Annotated in this window: 14 protein-coding genes, 1 pseudogene and 2 CRISPR repeat arrays (1 of these 17 cut by a window edge); of the genes and pseudogenes, 4 read left to right on the plus strand and 11 right to left on the minus strand. The window is 70.1% G+C overall.

Annotated elements, in window-relative coordinates; all coding sequences use genetic code 11:
• Positions 1-22: 22 nt before the first annotated feature.
• Positions 23-424: pseudogene (locus ACTOQ2_RS38240) on the minus strand (cellulose binding domain-containing protein); the annotation flags it as partial.
• A 184-nt stretch (positions 425-608) separates the two neighbouring features.
• Between ACTOQ2_RS38240 and ACTOQ2_RS38245 the strand changes: the two are divergent.
• Complete coding sequence (locus ACTOQ2_RS38245) at positions 609-1,631, plus strand: carbohydrate-binding protein (protein ID WP_440106006.1); 1,023 nt, start codon at positions 609-611, stop codon at positions 1,629-1,631.
• A 56-nt stretch (positions 1,632-1,687) separates the two neighbouring features.
• Here ACTOQ2_RS38245 and ACTOQ2_RS38250 read toward each other — a convergent pair whose 3' ends face one another.
• Positions 1,688-2,914, minus strand: a complete 1,227-nt coding sequence (locus tag ACTOQ2_RS38250) for a leucine-rich repeat domain-containing protein (RefSeq protein WP_440106008.1) — start codon at positions 2,912-2,914, stop codon at positions 1,688-1,690.
• A 225-nt stretch (positions 2,915-3,139) separates the two neighbouring features.
• Between ACTOQ2_RS38250 and ACTOQ2_RS38255 the strand changes: the two genes are divergently transcribed.
• The gene (locus ACTOQ2_RS38255) at positions 3,140-4,312 is read left to right on the plus strand and encodes a UDP-N-acetylglucosamine--N-acetylmuramyl-(pentapeptide) pyrophosphoryl-undecaprenol N-acetylglucosamine transferase (RefSeq protein ID WP_440106010.1); all 1,173 of its coding nucleotides are present in this window, start codon (positions 3,140-3,142) and stop codon (positions 4,310-4,312) included.
• A gap of 205 nt (positions 4,313-4,517) precedes the next feature.
• Here the strand turns inward: ACTOQ2_RS38255 and ACTOQ2_RS38260 are convergent, their stop codons facing one another.
• On the minus strand, positions 4,518-4,922 hold the full coding sequence (locus ACTOQ2_RS38260) for a hypothetical protein (RefSeq protein WP_440106012.1): 405 nt from the start codon (positions 4,920-4,922) through the stop codon (positions 4,518-4,520).
• Between the two features lie 117 nt (positions 4,923-5,039).
• Between ACTOQ2_RS38260 and ACTOQ2_RS38265 the strand changes: the two genes are divergently transcribed.
• On the plus strand, positions 5,040-5,933 hold the full coding sequence (locus ACTOQ2_RS38265) for a hypothetical protein (RefSeq protein WP_440106014.1): 894 nt from the start codon (positions 5,040-5,042) through the stop codon (positions 5,931-5,933).
• 355 nt (positions 5,934-6,288) lie between these two features.
• Positions 6,289-7,116 (plus strand): class I SAM-dependent methyltransferase, encoded by an 828-nt coding sequence (locus ACTOQ2_RS38270; protein WP_440106015.1) that lies wholly within the window; start codon positions 6,289-6,291, stop codon positions 7,114-7,116.
• A 219-nt stretch (positions 7,117-7,335) separates the two neighbouring features.
• Positions 7,336-7,631: direct repeats of the CRISPR family, unit length 30 nt; unit sequence GTTGCGACCCCTCGTAGGGGCGATGAGGAC.
• Between the two features lie 131 nt (positions 7,632-7,762).
• On the opposite strand, the gene cas2 is transcribed toward ACTOQ2_RS38270, so the two are convergent.
• From cas2 to ACTOQ2_RS38310, 8 genes are all read right to left on the minus strand, one after another.
• Complete coding sequence (cas2, locus tag ACTOQ2_RS38275) at positions 7,763-8,026, minus strand: CRISPR-associated endonuclease Cas2 (RefSeq protein WP_440106016.1); 264 nt, start codon at positions 8,024-8,026, stop codon at positions 7,763-7,765.
• A 7-nt stretch (positions 8,027-8,033) separates the two neighbouring features.
• On the minus strand, positions 8,034-9,014 hold the full coding sequence (gene cas1 / locus ACTOQ2_RS38280; protein WP_440106017.1) for a CRISPR-associated endonuclease Cas1: 981 nt from the start codon (positions 9,012-9,014) through the stop codon (positions 8,034-8,036).
• The gene (locus tag ACTOQ2_RS38285; RefSeq protein WP_440106018.1) at positions 9,015-9,512 is read right to left on the minus strand and encodes a CRISPR-associated protein Cas4; all 498 of its coding nucleotides are present in this window, start codon (positions 9,510-9,512) and stop codon (positions 9,015-9,017) included.
• Positions 9,509-11,857, minus strand: coding sequence for a CRISPR-associated helicase Cas3' (gene cas3, locus ACTOQ2_RS38290; RefSeq protein WP_440106019.1), 2,349 nt, complete (start codon positions 11,855-11,857; stop codon positions 9,509-9,511). Before cas3 ends, ACTOQ2_RS38285 begins: the two co-directional genes overlap by 4 nt.
• Positions 11,858-11,859: 2 nt before the next feature.
• Positions 11,860-12,561, minus strand: a complete 702-nt coding sequence (gene cas5 / locus ACTOQ2_RS38295) for a CRISPR-associated protein Cas5 (protein ID WP_440106020.1) — start codon at positions 12,559-12,561, stop codon at positions 11,860-11,862.
• Positions 12,558-13,592 carry a type I-B CRISPR-associated protein Cas7/Cst2/DevR gene (cas7i, locus tag ACTOQ2_RS38300; protein WP_440106021.1) on the minus strand — a complete coding sequence of 345 codons (1,035 nt, stop codon included), beginning with the start codon at positions 13,590-13,592 and terminating at the stop codon, positions 12,558-12,560. The genes cas5 and cas7i overlap by 4 nt, the downstream gene beginning before the upstream one ends.
• Positions 13,593-15,008 (minus strand): hypothetical protein, encoded by a 1,416-nt coding sequence (locus ACTOQ2_RS38305; RefSeq protein WP_440106022.1) that lies wholly within the window; start codon positions 15,006-15,008, stop codon positions 13,593-13,595. It abuts the gene before it with no gap.
• Positions 15,009-15,076: 68 nt separating this feature from the next.
• Entirely contained in the window at positions 15,077-15,805 is a 729-nt protein-coding gene (locus tag ACTOQ2_RS38310) for a CRISPR-associated endoribonuclease Cas6 (protein WP_440106024.1), read from the minus strand.
• A 307-nt stretch (positions 15,806-16,112) separates the two neighbouring features.
• Positions 16,113-16,204: a CRISPR direct-repeat array (repeat unit 31 nt; unit sequence GGTCCTCATCGCCCCTACGAGGGGTCGCAAC) (it continues 275 nt past the right edge of the window).

Below are 16,204 nucleotides of genomic sequence, written 5' to 3' on the forward strand. Positions count from 1 at the left end.
GCCCGCCGCCGCAGGGAGCGCCGTTGAGCGTGCAGTTGACCGGCGAGCCCGAGCCGGAGGCGACGAAGCCGAAGGTGGTGCTCGCCCCGGGGGCCAGGGTGCCGTTGTACTCCCGGTTCCTGAAGGTGTACCGGCTGCCGCTGCTGGTCATCAGGGAGTCCCAGTACGTTCCGAGGCTCGTGCCCGACGGGAGGTCGAAGGAGACCGTCCAGCCGTTCAGCGTGGTGGTCCCGGTGTTCTTGATCGTGTACTGGCCGCTGTAGCCGCTGCCCCAATCCTGTGGCTTGGTGAACGTCGCGGTGTCCGCGTGGGCGGCGGACGGGACGAGCAGGGTGAACAGTAACGTCAGCAGCCCGGTCAGCACCAGGGCTGGGGTGGTGCGCCGCATCATCGCTCCTTGCGTGGGGGGTGGTGGACACGTCATGGCGCTTTATTAGGAAACTTTCCTAACGTGACACGTGACGTTAGGTGGCGCGGGCCTGTCATGCAAGACCCAGATCTCCTTGCCCGCTTAAGAAAATTTAATCGTTAGGAAGCTTTCCTAACGGTTTTCGCCGGGGCAGGATGGCGTTCACCCCCCGATACGCCGCGACTCAGAGGTGGCCGCCATGAAACATTCGCGCACGGCTCTGCTGGTCCTCGCGACCCTGCTGCTCCCGACCTCCGCCCTGCCCGCCTCCGCGGCCGGAGCCGCCTTCCCCGCGGCCGGAGCCGCCGCCTGGCAGCTCCGCTGGTCGCCGGACGCCGCGCGGACGGGCCTGTCCGCCTTCGAGACCATCGAGGACGACCGGGCCGGCTCCCACCCGGCCGCCGCCCCGCACATCAAGGTGTCGGGCGGCGACTTCCGCTTCGACATGCACACGGCCGACCGCGACACCGCCACGGACCGGCAGCGCCACGAGGTGACCGGGATGCGCGACGGCGGGTCGTACCTGCAGTGGCGGCTCGGCGAGACCTGGCGGGTCACCTACTCGATGTACATCCCGAGCACGCTGAAGGCCACCACCACCTTCACCCACATCATGCAGACCAAGCAGCCCGGCACCGGCACCTCCCCCATCACGGTGACCTCGCTGCGCAGGGTCGGCGGCAAGCAGACCATCGAGCACAAGATCTTCGCCGAGGACGTCCTGGTGGGCCGGACCGACCTCGAACCGCTGCAGGACAAGTGGGTCGACGTCGAGTACGAGATCAAGATCGGGAACGGCACCGCCGGGTCGGTGCGCTGGGTCCTGCGCAGCGGCGGGACCACGGTGATCGACGCCACGAGGACCGGCGTCGACACCTTCCTGGCCGACCGCGTCCGTCCCAAGTGGGGCATCTACCGCTCCCTCGGCGACACCTCGGGTTCGCTGCAGAACACCTACCTGCTCCTGCGTAACATGCGCGGCTACCAGCTGGTGGGCGGGACCACCCCGCCCACCCCCACGCCGACCCCGACGCCCACCCCCACCCGGACGCCGACCCCCACGCCCACCCAGACGGGCGCCACGTCCTGGAGGGCCGGCACCGCCTACGCCGTCGGCGCCCAGGTCACCTACTCCGGCGTGAGCTACCGGTGCCTGCAGGCGCACACCGCCCAGGTCGGCTGGGAGCCGTCCACCACCCCCGCCCTCTGGCAGCGCCTCTGAGCCGCGCGCGCCGAGGTGGCCCGGGCGCCCGAGCCCGTACGCCCGCGCCCGGCCGGTCAGCCGGCCGGGCCCGGTCCCCGCCCGATGATCCGGTCTCCGAGCCTGGCGACGAGCTGCGCGCGTACGTGCGCAGGAAGGGCGCAGCCGTGCGCGACGAGCGTGTCGAGCGCGGGCAGGTCGAGGAGGACGGCCCAGTCCTGGACGTCGTCGCAGTAGGAGACGTCGAGGTGGCGAAGGTCCTTCAGCGCCTGGAGCGGGGCCAGTGACCGCACGGGCGTGTTCCTGATCGACAGGTGTTCCAGGGTGCGCAGGCCCTCGATGCCGTCCAGGCCGGTCAGCGGCGTGTGCTCCAGATCCAGCCGGGTCAGCGAGGTGAGGGCCGAAATGTCCTCGGGGACGCGGTGCAGGCGGCTGCCGGACAGGTCGAGCTCCTCCACCCCGGAGGGCGCGGCCAGGGCCGAGAGCAGGAGCGCGGGGGGCGGGAGTATCACCGGCCGGGGCTGGGCGAGCACCGGTGACCGTCCCGCGGCGGCCTCCTGCAGGACGCGCCACCTGTCCACCGGCGCCCCGTACCCGCCGAGCCGGACGTAGCCCGACGGCAGCCACGGCGCCACCCGCTCGGCCACGATGTCGTCGCGGTCACCGGCGCCGACGACCCCGGCCAGCAGCCGGCCGTAGTGCTCGTACGCGTGCTCGGCGGGCACGAACAGGTCCGCCACGATGTCCCCGCCCGCGACGAGGACCCCGTCGTTGCCCGAACAGAAGATCACCCCCGCGGCGACGCTGCCGAGCACGAGATGGTCCGCCGCGCTGTGGATCGCGCGGGCCCGCAGGTCACCGGTGACCGCGAGGTAGCTCTCCGAGGCGTCGCCGTCGTCGAGAAGCCCCTCCACCACCAGCCCGCCGATCACGATCAGCGGCGCCTTCACGTCGAGCCAGCCGGGAACGTACGTGTCGCCGAACCAGATCGTGGCCCGGTGCACGATCCACCCCGACTCCGTCCGCTCCGCACCGTCGGGAAAGACCGAGGGCGTCTCGCCGGGAAACGCCAGCGACCACGCCTGCGCGAACAGCAGACCGTAGACGGGAGGCATGATGTGGTGCGGCCACTCGCCGGCCTGGGCCGGTCGCCGCAGCCAGGATCCGATCGGGTGCAACTCCTCCGTGATGTCGCCGAAATAGTCCAGCGCCGCCGCGCCGGCCCCGGCCTGCCGCCGGAGCACCGTCAACGCGTCATCGAGACGCTCCGACGCCCCGGAGAAATGCTCATCGGTCAGATCCATGTCACATACCGTACTCATCGCCGCGAAATCCGAAAGCCGTTCAAAGGACCATCCCGGATGGTGGGCGTGTCGGAGAACCACCGGGTGCGACCACGCGGCGACGAAGGGCAAAGTGGATCTTCACCGGGACGTCGGGTACCGTGCCCGAGGCCCCTGAGCACTCCGGCGCGGCCCGCGAACGCGGACCGGGCGCGGGCCACCGTGACATTGGAAGGATGGACACATATGGAGGCTGGAAATCGCCGGACCCTGCGATTGCTCGTCACCGGAGGCGGGACCGGTGGCCACACCTACCCCGCGCTGACCACCGTCGCGGCCCTGCGCGACCACGCCGCCGCGCGAGGGCTCGACCTGGACGTGCTCTGGGTCGGTACGGCGGCCGGCCTGGAGGCCCGCGTCGCGGCGGAGCACGGCATCCCGTTCCGCGCCATCACGGCGGGGAAGCTCAGGCGCTCGCCCAACCCGCGAGAGCTGGCCACCAACCTCGCGGACCTGTTCCGGATCCCGGTCGGCGTGTTCCAGGCCTTCGGCATCGCCGCCCGTTACCGGCCCGACGTGGTGCTGTCGACCGGCGGGTACGTGTGCGTGCCGCTGGGCGTCGCCTCCCGGTTGCTGGGCCGGCCGCTGGTGATGCACGAGCAGATCACCTCGCTCGGGCTGGCCAACCGCATCCTGTCGCGCTTCGCCCGGCGCATCGCGCTGACCCATCCCTCCTCGATCGAGCACCTGCCCGCGGGGGTGCGCGAGCGGGCCGTCATCACCGGCAACCCGGTGCGTCCCCACCTGCTGCGCGGCAACGTCGACGCGGGACGGCGCCACTTCGGGCTCTCGTCCGACCTGCCCCTGGTCTACGTGACCGGCGGCGCGCAGGGGAGCCGCCAGATCAACACCATGGTCGAGGCGATCCTGCCCGCGCTGCTCTCCCGGGCCCAGGTGATCCACCAGTGCGGTCCCGGCTGGATCGCCCAGTTCACCCGTACCGCCGCAGGGCTCCCCGTGGCGGTGCGCGACCGCTACCGCCCGGTGCCGTACGTCGGCGCCGAGCTGGCCGACGTGTTCGCCGCCGCCGACGTCGTGGTCTCCCGCAGCGGGGCGGGCACGGTCGCCGAGCTGACCGCGGTGGGCAAGCCGTCCGTCCTCATCCCCCTGGTGCCCTCCGCCGCCGACGAGCAGCGCCAGAACGCCCGCTACCTCGCCGAGGCGGGCGCGGCCCGCGCGCTCCTGGAGGACGGCCCCACCGCCGACCACCTCCTGGCCGAGCTCGACGCCCTCCTGCGGGACCTGCGCGCCCGCGCCGCCATGGCCGGCGCCGCCGGTGCCCTGGGCCGCGTCGACGCCGCCGACAGCCTGGCCCTGGTGCTCCTGGAGGCGGCGGGGGTGAACGGCAAGGCCGGCTGAGCCCGGTGCCGGGTGTTCGGTGCCCGGGAGGCCGATCGGGCGGGAGCGTGACCTTCCCGGCGGGGCCTTCTTCGCCTCTCCGGTCGTCCGTGGACGTCCTCGCCACCCGGATCGGCGGGAAGGTCGCCTCCGGCCGCTCGTCACCTGACCCGGGGACACGCGGTCCCGTTTTCCGGACGTCCCATTGAAAGGGAAAGCCAGGCACCTAAACGCCGGCCGGGTAACGGCCGGCCACGGCGGGGGGATGCATATGAGGAGACCCTGTCCCTCGCGTCCCCAGGAGCCTGCCGACCATGAGCGAGCCGTACGGCACCAGGGCGGCGGCTCTCCTGTGCCGGGCGGCCCTGACGGTCACCGGCCTGCTCGTGCTCGCCGGTTGCGGCGGCGGTGCCGAACCGCCGGCGACCACCGTGACGGTGACGGAGAGCCCGGACGCTCCGGGCTCCTCGGAGCCGTCGGAGACGGAGGCGACTCTCGCGCCGACGAGCCCTGCGAACACGCCGGAGCCGGAACCCTCGCGGAAGCGGCCCACCACCGGTCCGATCGCCCCGCCGGGGAAGGCGTGCCCGACCGGTGGCGGGGATCCCGTCGAGGGTCCCTGTCCGAGCATCGGCGGCAGGGTGCCGTCGCCCGGTCTCACCGCTCTACAGCCGTCATCGGAACCGCCCACATCGCCCTCTCCCGACCCGATCTTCTCCCCGGGCCCGCCCTCTCCCCTCCAGACGGGGTGAGCGTGCCGCAGGCCGGCCAGGAGCACCCCGAACAGTCCAGGCCGCTCGACGTGATAGGGCTGATCACCCTTCTGCTGACCGTCAGCGGCGCGGTGCTCATCTACATGGGATGGGCCTACCTGGACGGCTATCTGGGGTCGTTCCAGCTGAAGGCGACGGACATGGGCTTCGGGGTGGACGAGTACGCCCTGCGGGGCCTGAACATCTTCTCCCCGGCCTTCCTGCCCTTCATGGTCGGCGGTACGGCCGTTCTCCTGGCGGGTACGACGTACCGGTCGTCGCTGACCGCCGCGCTTCCGCAACGGGCTCGCGCGGCGGGCGCGGCGCTGGCCGCGAGGAGGCGGGTCCGGATCGCGGCGGACCCGAGATTCGGCGGAGCCGTCGTGACGGTCTGCGGGGCCGCTCTGGCGTTCGCCGCGCTGGCCGGATGGCAGGTCGACACCTTCGTCGTGCTGGCCCTGAGCATCATCGGCCCGCTGCTGCTCACCTGGCCGACGCGCGGGCTCGCGGTCGGCCGCACGGCGTTCGCCGCCGCCGTGGTGACCTCGGTCTTCTGCCTGTTGTGGGCGGCGTCCCTGCACGCGTACCGCAAGGGAGAGGCGACGGCGGAGCAGCTCGTGGCCTCCCTGCCGCACCACACCTCGGTCGCCATCTACAGCGGGAAGACGCTCGCGCTCAACGCTCCGGGAGTCACCCGCGTCACGCTGGCGGACAAGACCTACCCGTTCCGCTACGAGGGACTGCGCCTGCTGATGACGCGCGGGGATCGTTACTACCTGATCCCTTTGATCACGGTGGCGGACTGGAGGAAGGGGAACGGGCGCACGTTCGTGATCGTCGAGCGTGAGGACCGGCGGGTGGAGCTGCTGCCGGGCACGCGAACCGGATGAGGCACCCCGCGGGAGCCCTCCCGGTGTCCGCGCGGGGGCGGTGTCTCATGGACGAAGGTTTACCGAACAGGCGGCGCAGGCCCGGCACCTGCCGGGGGGCGGCCTGAGTAATCTGGCGACCGCACGAAGTGAAGTGCGGTGACGCCAAGAACTCCGAGAACGCCAAGAACTCCGAGAACGCTGAGAACGCTGGGAATGCCGCACCGCGGGCGTTCGTCCCGGGATTTCCAAGAGATGCCGCGGGTGGGTGAGCGTGCGGTCTCACACGGCCGCATGCTCCCTGGCGGGCGCGTCTTTCATGGGGCCGTCCCGCCACGGGGTTTCACGCGGACCGCCGCTGAGAGGCAGGTTGGTTATGGCCCGTCAGGAAAAGCTCTCGCCCGAGGTGATCGGCGAGATGTACAACCAGCTCACCGATTCCTGCGCCGACGCGTTCGGCGGCAACCTCCACGTCGGCTACTGGACGGACGACTACGACGAGGCGCCCGTCGCCCAGGCGACGGACCATCTCACCGACCTGGTGGCCGAGCGCCTGGAGGTCATTCCCGGGGAGCGCGTCCTGGACGTCGGCTCTGGCACCGGCAGACCCGCCGCGCGCATCGCCACCGCGCGCGACGTCCACGTCACCGGGGTCACCCTGAGCGAGTACCAGGTGCGGCTGGCCGAGTCGCGCCCCGAGGCGGGCCAGGGTCAGGGGCACGCCGACTTCCAGCTCGCCGACGCGATGTGGCTCCCCTTCGACGACGCCTCCTTCGACGCCGCGTACGCCATCGAGTCGCTCGTCCACATGGAGAACCCGGCGGCGGTCCTCGGCGAGATCGCCCGGGTGCTGCGTCCCGGCGGGCGGTTCGTGGTGGGGGAGTGGTATCTGCTCGGTCCGCTCGCCGACGACGACGCCGCGGACCTGGAGCATTTCTCGCGGAGCTTCAACGTCCATTTCCTGCCCACCGTGGAGGAGTTCTACGAGGAGATGGACCGCGCCGGGCTGAAGATCGAGATATTTCACGACATATGGCCAAACATCAGCCGGTCTTTCCAGCTCGTGGGCGACATCCTCCCGGCCTCCGCCATCCAGCTGGGGGGCGAGATCGGCGAGCAGCTCGCCGTCTGCGCGGAGATATACCGGCGCTTCGGGGAGATCCCGCAGATCAGCTACGCCCTGTTCACCGCGGTCCGCCGCTGAGAACTCGTGACTTTTGAGAATTCAAGCCAGGCAACGCCCTCCCACCTGGCCATTACGGCCGGGTGGGATCGTTCTGCTTCGTATCTGGGAATAGCCTGATTCCCGCGGGGGCGATGAGCACCATGGCCGGGGTCTGTATCAACGTGGGACTTTGGATTACAAATCTTCGTAGGAGCGATGAGGACGACTGCCGCCGTAGGCCCTTTCTGGGGTGTCAATGTTGCGACCCCCCATAGGGGCGATGAGGACCGGTTTGTTCTGGTCGCGGCCGGCGCCCAGGTCGTGTTGCGACCCCTCGTAGGGGCGATGAGGACACCGGAAACGGCACGCACGTACCTGCACGAGCACCTGTTGCGACCCCTCGTAGGGGCGATGAGGACCGCTCGGGACGTTGCTGACGCACGCCCCCGCGCTGGCGTTGCGACCCCTCGTAGGGGCGATGAGGACGTGTCGACGGTGGCTGCAGACCAGTCGGTGTAGTACGTGTTGCGACCCCTCGTAGGGGCGATGAGGACCCCACGGTAAAGCCGCAGGTCAGCGAGTGCAATATCGACGATGAAGAGCAGTGTTTTGCAGTGAACCTCCGGTTGTGCAAGAAACCCCGGAGGTTCGCTGCAAAGGCTCATGATCATCGTGGGGTAGTGGTTTAGAGGATATCGCTGGGAGCTGGTTGGGCGATGCCCCATTCGTGGCGTTCGGGGGTGGTGCCGGGTGGGAAGGTGAAGACCAGGACGCTGTCGTAGCCGGTGTCGATCACTTCTGTGATCTTGTGGTGGAAGCGCCGTAATTGTGCGGGGCTGAGGGCGCCCTCGAACACGCTCCGTTGCACGTGGTGCAGATATTGGCGGCACAGCCGCAGGATGGCGGCGTTGCGTTTGGCCAGGGTGTCGTAGACCACCACGACGTACACGGGGACCTCACCACCAGATTCTGAACGGCTTGTACGGGGTGCCTTCCAGGCATGTGCGGGTGAGCTGGAGGGCTTCGAGATACAGCAGCTCGTCGTAGGCGACGTTGCGGCCCAGGGCACGGTGCTGGATGGTCACGGACAGTTCGTCCCGGACCGTCTGCACGACGAGTTTGCGGCCGGACTCGCTCAGCATTGCCTGGTTGACGTCGACGTCGAAATGGGTGGGCTTGAGCTGGCCCCGGCCCGCGAGCCTGAGGAGAAGCCGTTCGGCGAACAGCGGTTTGAACACCTCGGCGAGGTCCAGGACCAGGGAGTGGCGCTGGCGTTCCATGCTGCTGTGCAGGAAGGCCACGCCCGAGTGCAGCGGGGTGAGGCGGATCGCCGACAGCAGCCGCGCGTACGTGATGCCGTTGACGTAGCTGATGAAGGCGTTCCCGGCGTTGAGCGGAGGGCGGCGCGAACGGCCGTCCAGGCGCAGCCAGTCGGGCAGGCGGGTGTCGAGCACCGCCCAGGCCGAGCGGCGGAAGGTGCCCTCGGCGCCCATGAGCTCCTCGCGGCTGGACGCTCCGGCGATGGAGGACTCCAGCATGGTCATCGGCCTGGTCAGCAGTTTCCGGTCCACCACCCGGCGTACGTTCGCCGCGGTGCTCGCCACGATCGCGCGGGCGATGTCCAGCGAGGCCGCGGGGTCGCCGGCCAGCCGGGCCTGGGCGATGACGGTCTGGCCGGAGGTGCTCGTGTCGGAGGTCAGCAGCGAACCGGCGTAGTCCCCGTAGTGGCTGAGAAAGTGGACGTTGACGCGGTGCTGGTTCAGCAGGCTGATCACGGCCGTGTTGATGTCGACGGGCTCGCAGGCCACGATGTCGCGTACGTCGGTGATCGGGATGTGCACCGGTGAGCCGTCGGGCCGTTCGATCCGCAGTGACTGGTCCTTGCGGCGGATCCGGCAGGGCGTGGTGAGCCAGTAGGTTCGGGTGGCGGTGGGCATCTACTCGTTCCAGCAGTAGTCGAGGTAAGAGCAACCCCGGCAGGACGGCCGAGGGAGGAGCGGCGGGGAGACGGGCGCGGAGACCACCTCCAGCACAGCGGCAATGTCGGTCTCGGCCTGCTCGGCCGCCTGCGAGGTGTACGGCAGGCGCTTGGTGCGGCGGGTCTTGGGATAGTGCAGGATCGCACCCTGAGCCGCGACCCCGACGCCGTGCAGCCGATAGCAGTAGTGCATGGCTTGAGCCTCGTCGGCGCGACCTGGCTTGGAGGACGACTTGACCTCGTGGACCCAGGCCGCGCCGTCGAGATGGTCCAGTTTCGCGGCGCCGAGGTCGACGGGTGAGCTGCGGGTGTACGAGGTCTCGTGGACGGCCTCGCCCATCTGGACGGTGGTGCTGAGATGCTCGGGGCGAACGCCCCGCGCATAGAGCCAGAGCTGTCTCCGGCAGTGGTGGAGATACTTGACGTGCACCCCGCCCACGTCCTCGGGGCCGATCACAGCACCTCACCCGCCTGATAGACCTGGGCGGCCGGTCCGTGGATCTCGCCCAGGCCCAGCCGTTCGTCGTAGTCGGCGTTGACGACGCGCAGACGGAGTTTCCTCTCCCACGAGGTGAGGGGAGCGGCCCAGTGCGGCATCGGGATCAGATACCGCTCGGCCAGCAGGCGCCCCGCCGCCGCGTCACCGCTCACCCGGTTGAGGTCCGCCTCGTAGGCGTCGCGGTCCTGGGCGAGGACCGCCTCCGTGCCGTCGAACATCGCGTCGAACCGCTCGGTGAGCTCGTCGCGGCTGACGAAGGGGTACGCGAAGCCGAGGAACGCCTCGGTGAAGTCCGTCCGGTGCTCCAGCACCTCGTCGTACCAATCCCGGCCCCACGCCGTGCCGTACACCTCGTCCAGCCACATCCGCGCGTGCGCCTCGTCGACCTCCTCTCCGTCGTGGCGGCTCAGGATCTCCCAGCCTGCCTCGACGGGGAAACGGGGGTAGACGCCGTCGGCGAACTCCTCTCCGCCCTTGCGCCGGGCGGCGAAGGTGGCCGGATGGACGACGACGTCGGCGGGCGGCCGGGCCGCGACCCGGTTGACCCGGCCGAACCGCTGCAGCAGGGCCTCCAGGGGTGCCGCGGAGGTGAACAGGCAGTCGAAGTCCACGTCCAGGCTCACCTCGACGACCTGGGTGGCCGCCACCAGTCCCGGCCTTCGGGGCCCGCCGACGCCGAAGCGTTCGCCGATGGCCCTCTCCAGGGCCGACCGGTCCATCCGGCGGAATCGCGAGTGCAGCAGGAACGCGGTCTCGTCGCCGACCTCCGGCGCCAGCTCGGCGAACAGGTGCTGGGCGTCGGCCACGTTGTTGGCCACCACGAGCACCGATTCGCCACTCGCCAACCGGCCCTTGATCTCCTCGACGGACTCCGGATCGGTCAGGTGCCGTCCGCGCGTCGCAAGCCGATGCCGCAGCCGGGTGCCCGCGGTGGAAGCTTCGACCAGATGAGCATCTTGGTCGAGTACCTCGCGGAACAGGCGTTCCAGAGCATCCGGCAGCGTGGCCGACAGCACGGCCACCCGCCCGCCGAGCCGTTCCCACAGCCCGGCCGTCGCCAGGATGTAGCCGAGCCGCTGAGGATCGTAGGCGTGCAGCTCGTCCAGCACGAAGACCGAGTTCGCGGCGTCGATCAGCGTTCCCGAATGCGCGGGACCGGCCAGCGCGCCGCGCAGGATCTGGTACGGGGTGCCCACCCGCACGGTCTCCCGGAACAGCCGGGTCGCCGCCGCCCTGGAGACGGCTTTTCGCGCGGCCTCGACGTGCTCGTCCTCGCCGTCCTCCGGGCAGATGGCCGCGGCCAGGTGGTAGGACGCGGCCCGCGAGTGAATCACCCCCACCAGCGTGCGGTCTCCCAGCAGAGCCCCCAGCCGCTCCGACATCGCGTTGATCGAGGCCAGGTAGGGCAGGGTGTAGAAGACCCTCGGCACGCCGCCGGTCTCGTCGGCGATCGCGGCGACCTGTCCGGCCGCCCACAGCAGCCCCGCCTCGGTCTTCCCCGAGCCGGTGGGAGCCCGGAGCAGGAGATGACCGTCCACCGCCGCCGCCTCGGTCTGGTGAGGGCGTAGGTTCCGGCCCTTGGCGGCGAACGTCTTCTCCAGCGTCGGCCGGAACTCGCCGTCGAGAGGCTGGCCGACGTGCAGCGTGCCGTGCGCGGAGGAGACGTGGTCGGCCAGCGTGACAGCCCCCTGGAGGAGGACGGCGGCGAGCCCCTTGTCCGGGGCGACGGGGAGTTCCCATGTCTCCCGCACGCCCTCGAACAACCGCCGAGCCTCCCCGAGCACGTCCAATTCTTCGGCCTGGGAAGGCGTGACAGGCAGCCCCGCGTACGACGCCGTGGCCGCCAGCCAATCGGCGAGTTCAGCGGCCACGTCCCCCGGAAGAGGCTGGAGCCGCTCCCGCCACTCCTCTTCGGTAACGCCGCCATACGCCAGGGTCAGCGAGCCGCGCTCCCCCTCCAGTGACCGGTGATGGGTGGCCACACCGGTGGCCACCCAGCGCAGCAGCGACTCATCGCCGATCAGACCGGGCAGGAAGCCCAGCGAGACGACCTCGTGCCGCTCGCCCCAGGACCGGACGGCTCCCCTGAGCATTGCCTGGAACCCGTCAGGGATCTTCCCGGCGTCGTGGCACAGCCCTGCCAGGCAGGCGGCGGGCCAGAACAGGCCGCTGGTGGCCCGCTCCAGCAGGGCGACCTTTCCGACGCGCCGCCGCAGGACGACGGCGCCCGCGAGCGTAGCCGCCAGGTGAGCGGTGAGCTTCTCCTTCGGTGCGCTCTTGGCGAGCATCTCCCGTAGCTCCACGTTCACGCTCCCACAGCGGCGGTGAGCTGAGCGGGATGAACGGGTGGCAGGAACGCCACCGTCTGACCGGCTTCGTTCACCCGGTCGCCGGCGATCGGCGTCTCACTTCGCCCGGAGGGGTCGAAGCGGTAGCCGTCCCAGCGGGTCCGGGAACGGTCCAGGGAGACCGCCGTCGGCAACCGGAACAAGGTCCCGCCGGACGCGGAGGTGATTCCCTCGGGCAGGATGGCATGCCCCTGGCGGCCGGGGCCGGTCCGCAGCGTGACGCGCCGGGTCGCCACCCCGACGAGATCCTGGCTCCGGCCCAGCCGCAGCGGCCACACCGGCCTGCGCAGCCTGCGTTCCCACAGCCCGGCGTCGGCGACGAGCCACACCGTCAGCGTCACACCGGCCAGGAACTCCCGTTCCCGAGGGGTCGGATCGGCCTTCTTCCCGGTGGCGTCCAGCGGATGATAGGTCTCCAGATCGACCCCCGCGCCGCACGCCCGGAACGCCATCGCGAACCGCGTCCCCGGATCGACGGCGTCCCACCCTCCGGCCGCCGCGGCCAGCATGCCGCCCACGGTCGCCGGGGGAGGACAGGGCAGCGCCACCTGCACCCCGGCGTACAGCGGGTTGCGGAAGGAGACAATCGGCGCGGTCACCGTCACCTCCAGCGCCTCGACGGCCCGCCCGTCTTCCTCGAAAGGCCCGGAGGCGGTCATGCCTTGGGATCCTCGAACCAGGTGTCGTGCTCGCCGCGCTCGATCCGCTCGGCCAGACCGCACAGCAGCACCCGAGGATGATCGATCACCAGGTGTTCGGCCTTCACCAGGTCGGCCAGTTCGGCGCGCACCTGATCCCGCTGCTCCCCGAGGAAACCCGGTGCCCAGCCCAGCAGCACCGGACCGTCCAGCTCGTCGGCCCAGGCCTCGATCTCGGCGCGCAGCACCCCGGCGTCGAACCGCGCCCGCTCACCCCGGACACCGACCACCCGCGTGAAGGGGTTGACGCCACCCTTGACCGGCGCGAGCAGGATCAGGGCCGGAGCCCGATCCCCGTAGTGCATCGACTGCTTGGCGCCACCGCGCACCGCCGTCAGCGTACGCAACAGCAACGCGGCCCTGCGGCGACGCTCGGCGATCGCCAGCCGCAGTGCCGAGGACCCCCGGAACGTCACCGGCTCCGCACCGTTCTCCCGCGCCTCCTTGGCGGCAGGTTCCGGAAGGGCGACCTTCAGGCCAGTCCCGTCGGTCTCGAAGACGCCGATCCGCGGCAGGTCCAGCAGCACGTCACCGGCCAGCTCCGCGCTGTAGAACTCGTGCCCGTGCAGCACCGGGTTCTCCCCGGAGCCGAAGCCGCGGCTCATCGTCCCGAAATCCCGCTCGGGACGGCGCGGGGCCACCGACACGAACGTGCCGGTGGCCAGAACCGTGTCCCGCTGGCAGGTCTTGGCCTTGTCGCCCTTGACCGCGACCATGTAGCCGAACAGGTCGTCGTCGAGGTATCGATCGGGGCGGCCGTGCGTGTACGCCTGCTGTTTCTGGCCGCTGCCCGAGCGCACCACCGGCGACACCGGCTCCGACGCGGGCAGCGAGTCGCGTACCCAGCGGCGGAACGCCTGCGCCGAGACGTACGGATGGACGTCACGCCCGACGCGCAGCTGCTTCACCCGGGCGACGTTGTCCTCGCCCAGTCCGTTGTTCGGCGCCCCGGCCACCACATCCAGGACGATCTTTCCGACCAGGTAGCTCATCTACGACTCCTCGCCTTTCATATAGCCGATGTCCTCGGGATGTTCCTTGTCCTCGTCCGCCATCGCGGCGGCCACCTCGGCGCGGTCCTCGGGCTTGAAGCCCAGCTCGTGGAGCCACTGCACTACCGACACGATGAGCAGCTGCCGATGGAGCCAGGACTGCTCAACCTCCGGGTCGAAGAGCAGCCGGAACTGCTCCTCGGTGACCAGCGGGCCGTCGATCCGGTCCGACGTGTCCAGGAGGGCGTCGATGTTGCGGCGCATCAGCCAGTGCCGCATCCGCTTCTGCTCCTTCAGGGTCGCGTTGAACTCCCGGAGCCTTCCGGCGGAGTTCTCGGCCTTCAACCAGGCCGCCACCTGGGCCCCGGCGGTCCTGATCTCGTCGACCTCGTTCTGGTTCATCCGCATCACCTCGATCGTCAGTGAGAAGCACAGCTCGGCCAGTTCGGGCGTGTCGTCACGGATCACGCCCCGGTCGAGGCGCGCGGTCAGGTAACGGCCGCAGGCCCCGACGATCCGGTCCGGCGACCGGAAGGCGTTACGCGCCAGCCCGACCACACCCGGCCTGTCGGGCGTCGCGTGCGCACGCAGCAGAGCGGGGAAGCCTCGTCTGCGCGGAGGCCGCGATGAGCGCCGCAACCACTCGGCGACCGGCTGCTCCATCGTGTGGATCTCCAGCGTCTGGCCCCGGTTGTTGTTGCTGAAGACCAGCAGCTCCACACCCGCGGTCAGTCGATCCTCGTGGTGACGCAGGGCGTGCAGCGCCAGCACCTCCCGGGCGGGAATCCCTCGCGGATCGGCCTGGCCCAGGGCGATCAGCCGCCGGTTGTGTTCCACCCGCCGCGACAGCGTCCGCGCCATGAAGGGCTCGTCCCAGCTGTGCAGCGCGATCGACGGTCCGCCCGTCAGGCGGCAGCCGTACGGCAACGCGTGGAAACTGCACAGGCACGGCCGGCACAGGGCCATCCCGGCGTGCCCGCGCGGCGTGCTGTTGCGGTAGAGATCGCTCTCGGCGAGCGGAACGTCGACCTTGCCGAAGAACCCCACCGCGCCGCGCCCGCACAGCACGCATGCCACCGCCGGCCGGACGTGCGGGCTCGGACGCCGACGCCATTCCCGTACGGCGTCACGAATGGTGTCGGCGTCCTTCTTCGCGTTGCTAAGATGGTTCATCTTGGAGTTCGGGAAGAAGGACAGGCTCGACTTGAGCCAGAAGCCCTTGTCGCTTCTCGTGTCGCGTACCAGAGCCGCTCGTACGGCGTCCTCGGTGATCCGGTGCACCGCCTTCTCAAACGCGTCCGGCGCCAGCCGCTCCGGCGACGGCGCCTTTCCCAGACAGGCCAGCGCGTAGGCACCGACGCGCTGCAGCGGATGCGCGCTCAGCACCAACCGCGACTGCTCATCGTCTTCACCCACCTGGCCGTCCGGCCTGCCCGCTTCGCTCACCGGACCGTCCGCTACGCTCGCCCGGCTGTCTGGTTCGCTCACGCGGCCACCCAGCCGAAGCCGGCCGCATTGGCCTGCCCCAGGCCCCAGCTCCAGATGGCCTGGAGCGTCTCCGGCGGCCCGGTCAGCTCCACCTCGACCGGTGCCCCGGGCTTCGCGCCCTGGCCTACCGAGAAGGAACGCTTCGACCCCACCCAGGAGATCTCCGTCAGCGACACCTCCGGGTCCAGCCCCAGCGTCTCGGCCTTCCGCCGCAGGTTGCGCTGGAAGAACACCGGGAACTCCTGGTCCGTCGGGAGCAGCCAGGCCTGCCTGGTGGTCCGCTGCCCGGACTCGTCCCGGCCGGTTCCCTTCATCACCACCGGCGTACTCGTCCGGAACCGGCCTCGCCCCGACTCGAATCCCGGAGGTTCCACCGCCACGACGTTCAGTACCCGGAACGCCACGCCTCCCCAGTCCAGCAGCTCCCGCTGCTTGATCCCCTGCGCCAGCACGGTCACCACGTCGAAGAGAGGGCTGCCCAGCTCCACCCAGCCCCGCCCGCCGACCGCGTACGCTCCCCGCCGCCTCTTCGCCTGAGGAAACACCGGAGCCCCATGCCCCAGCGGCACCATGCCGTACGGCCCCGCTCCTTGATTGTGCAACTGTCGCCCGAGCGCCGGAGCCTCCCGGGCGAGCACGTCGTACGCGAGCGACCGCCCCGGCGCCAACACCTTCGCCCACGCAAGCTCGGTAGCCGCCGTGGCGACCTCGATCCGCAACCTCACCTTTTCCCTCCCGCCTTGTTTCGTCTTTCACTTACTACAGATGGACGACGGCTCCGGCGGGGAGCTTCATGGTGCTTTTGTGCAGCTCAGGAGGTTGATAGACAGTCGGGAGCGATGGCTCGTAACCTTGAGCGGGAAGCCCGGGCTGATCTGTATCTGACACGGAGGGGCCACTTCCAGATGAATGCCTTTATGATCATGCTTTTTGCAGCAAACCTCCGGGGTTTTCTGCACGACCGGAGGTTCACTGCAAAACATCGACTTCAGCCCTGGATGTTGCACTCGTTGACCTGCGTCTTTACCCTGGGGTCCTCATCGCCCCTACGAGGGGTCGCAACGCGAATGTGGGCGGAACGATCGCCGCATCCGTGAACGGTCCTCATCGCCCCTACGAGGGGT

Source organism: Streptosporangium sp. H16, from assembly GCF_051918855.1.
In the GTDB taxonomy this organism is placed as follows: domain Bacteria; phylum Actinomycetota; class Actinomycetes; order Streptosporangiales; family Streptosporangiaceae; genus Streptosporangium.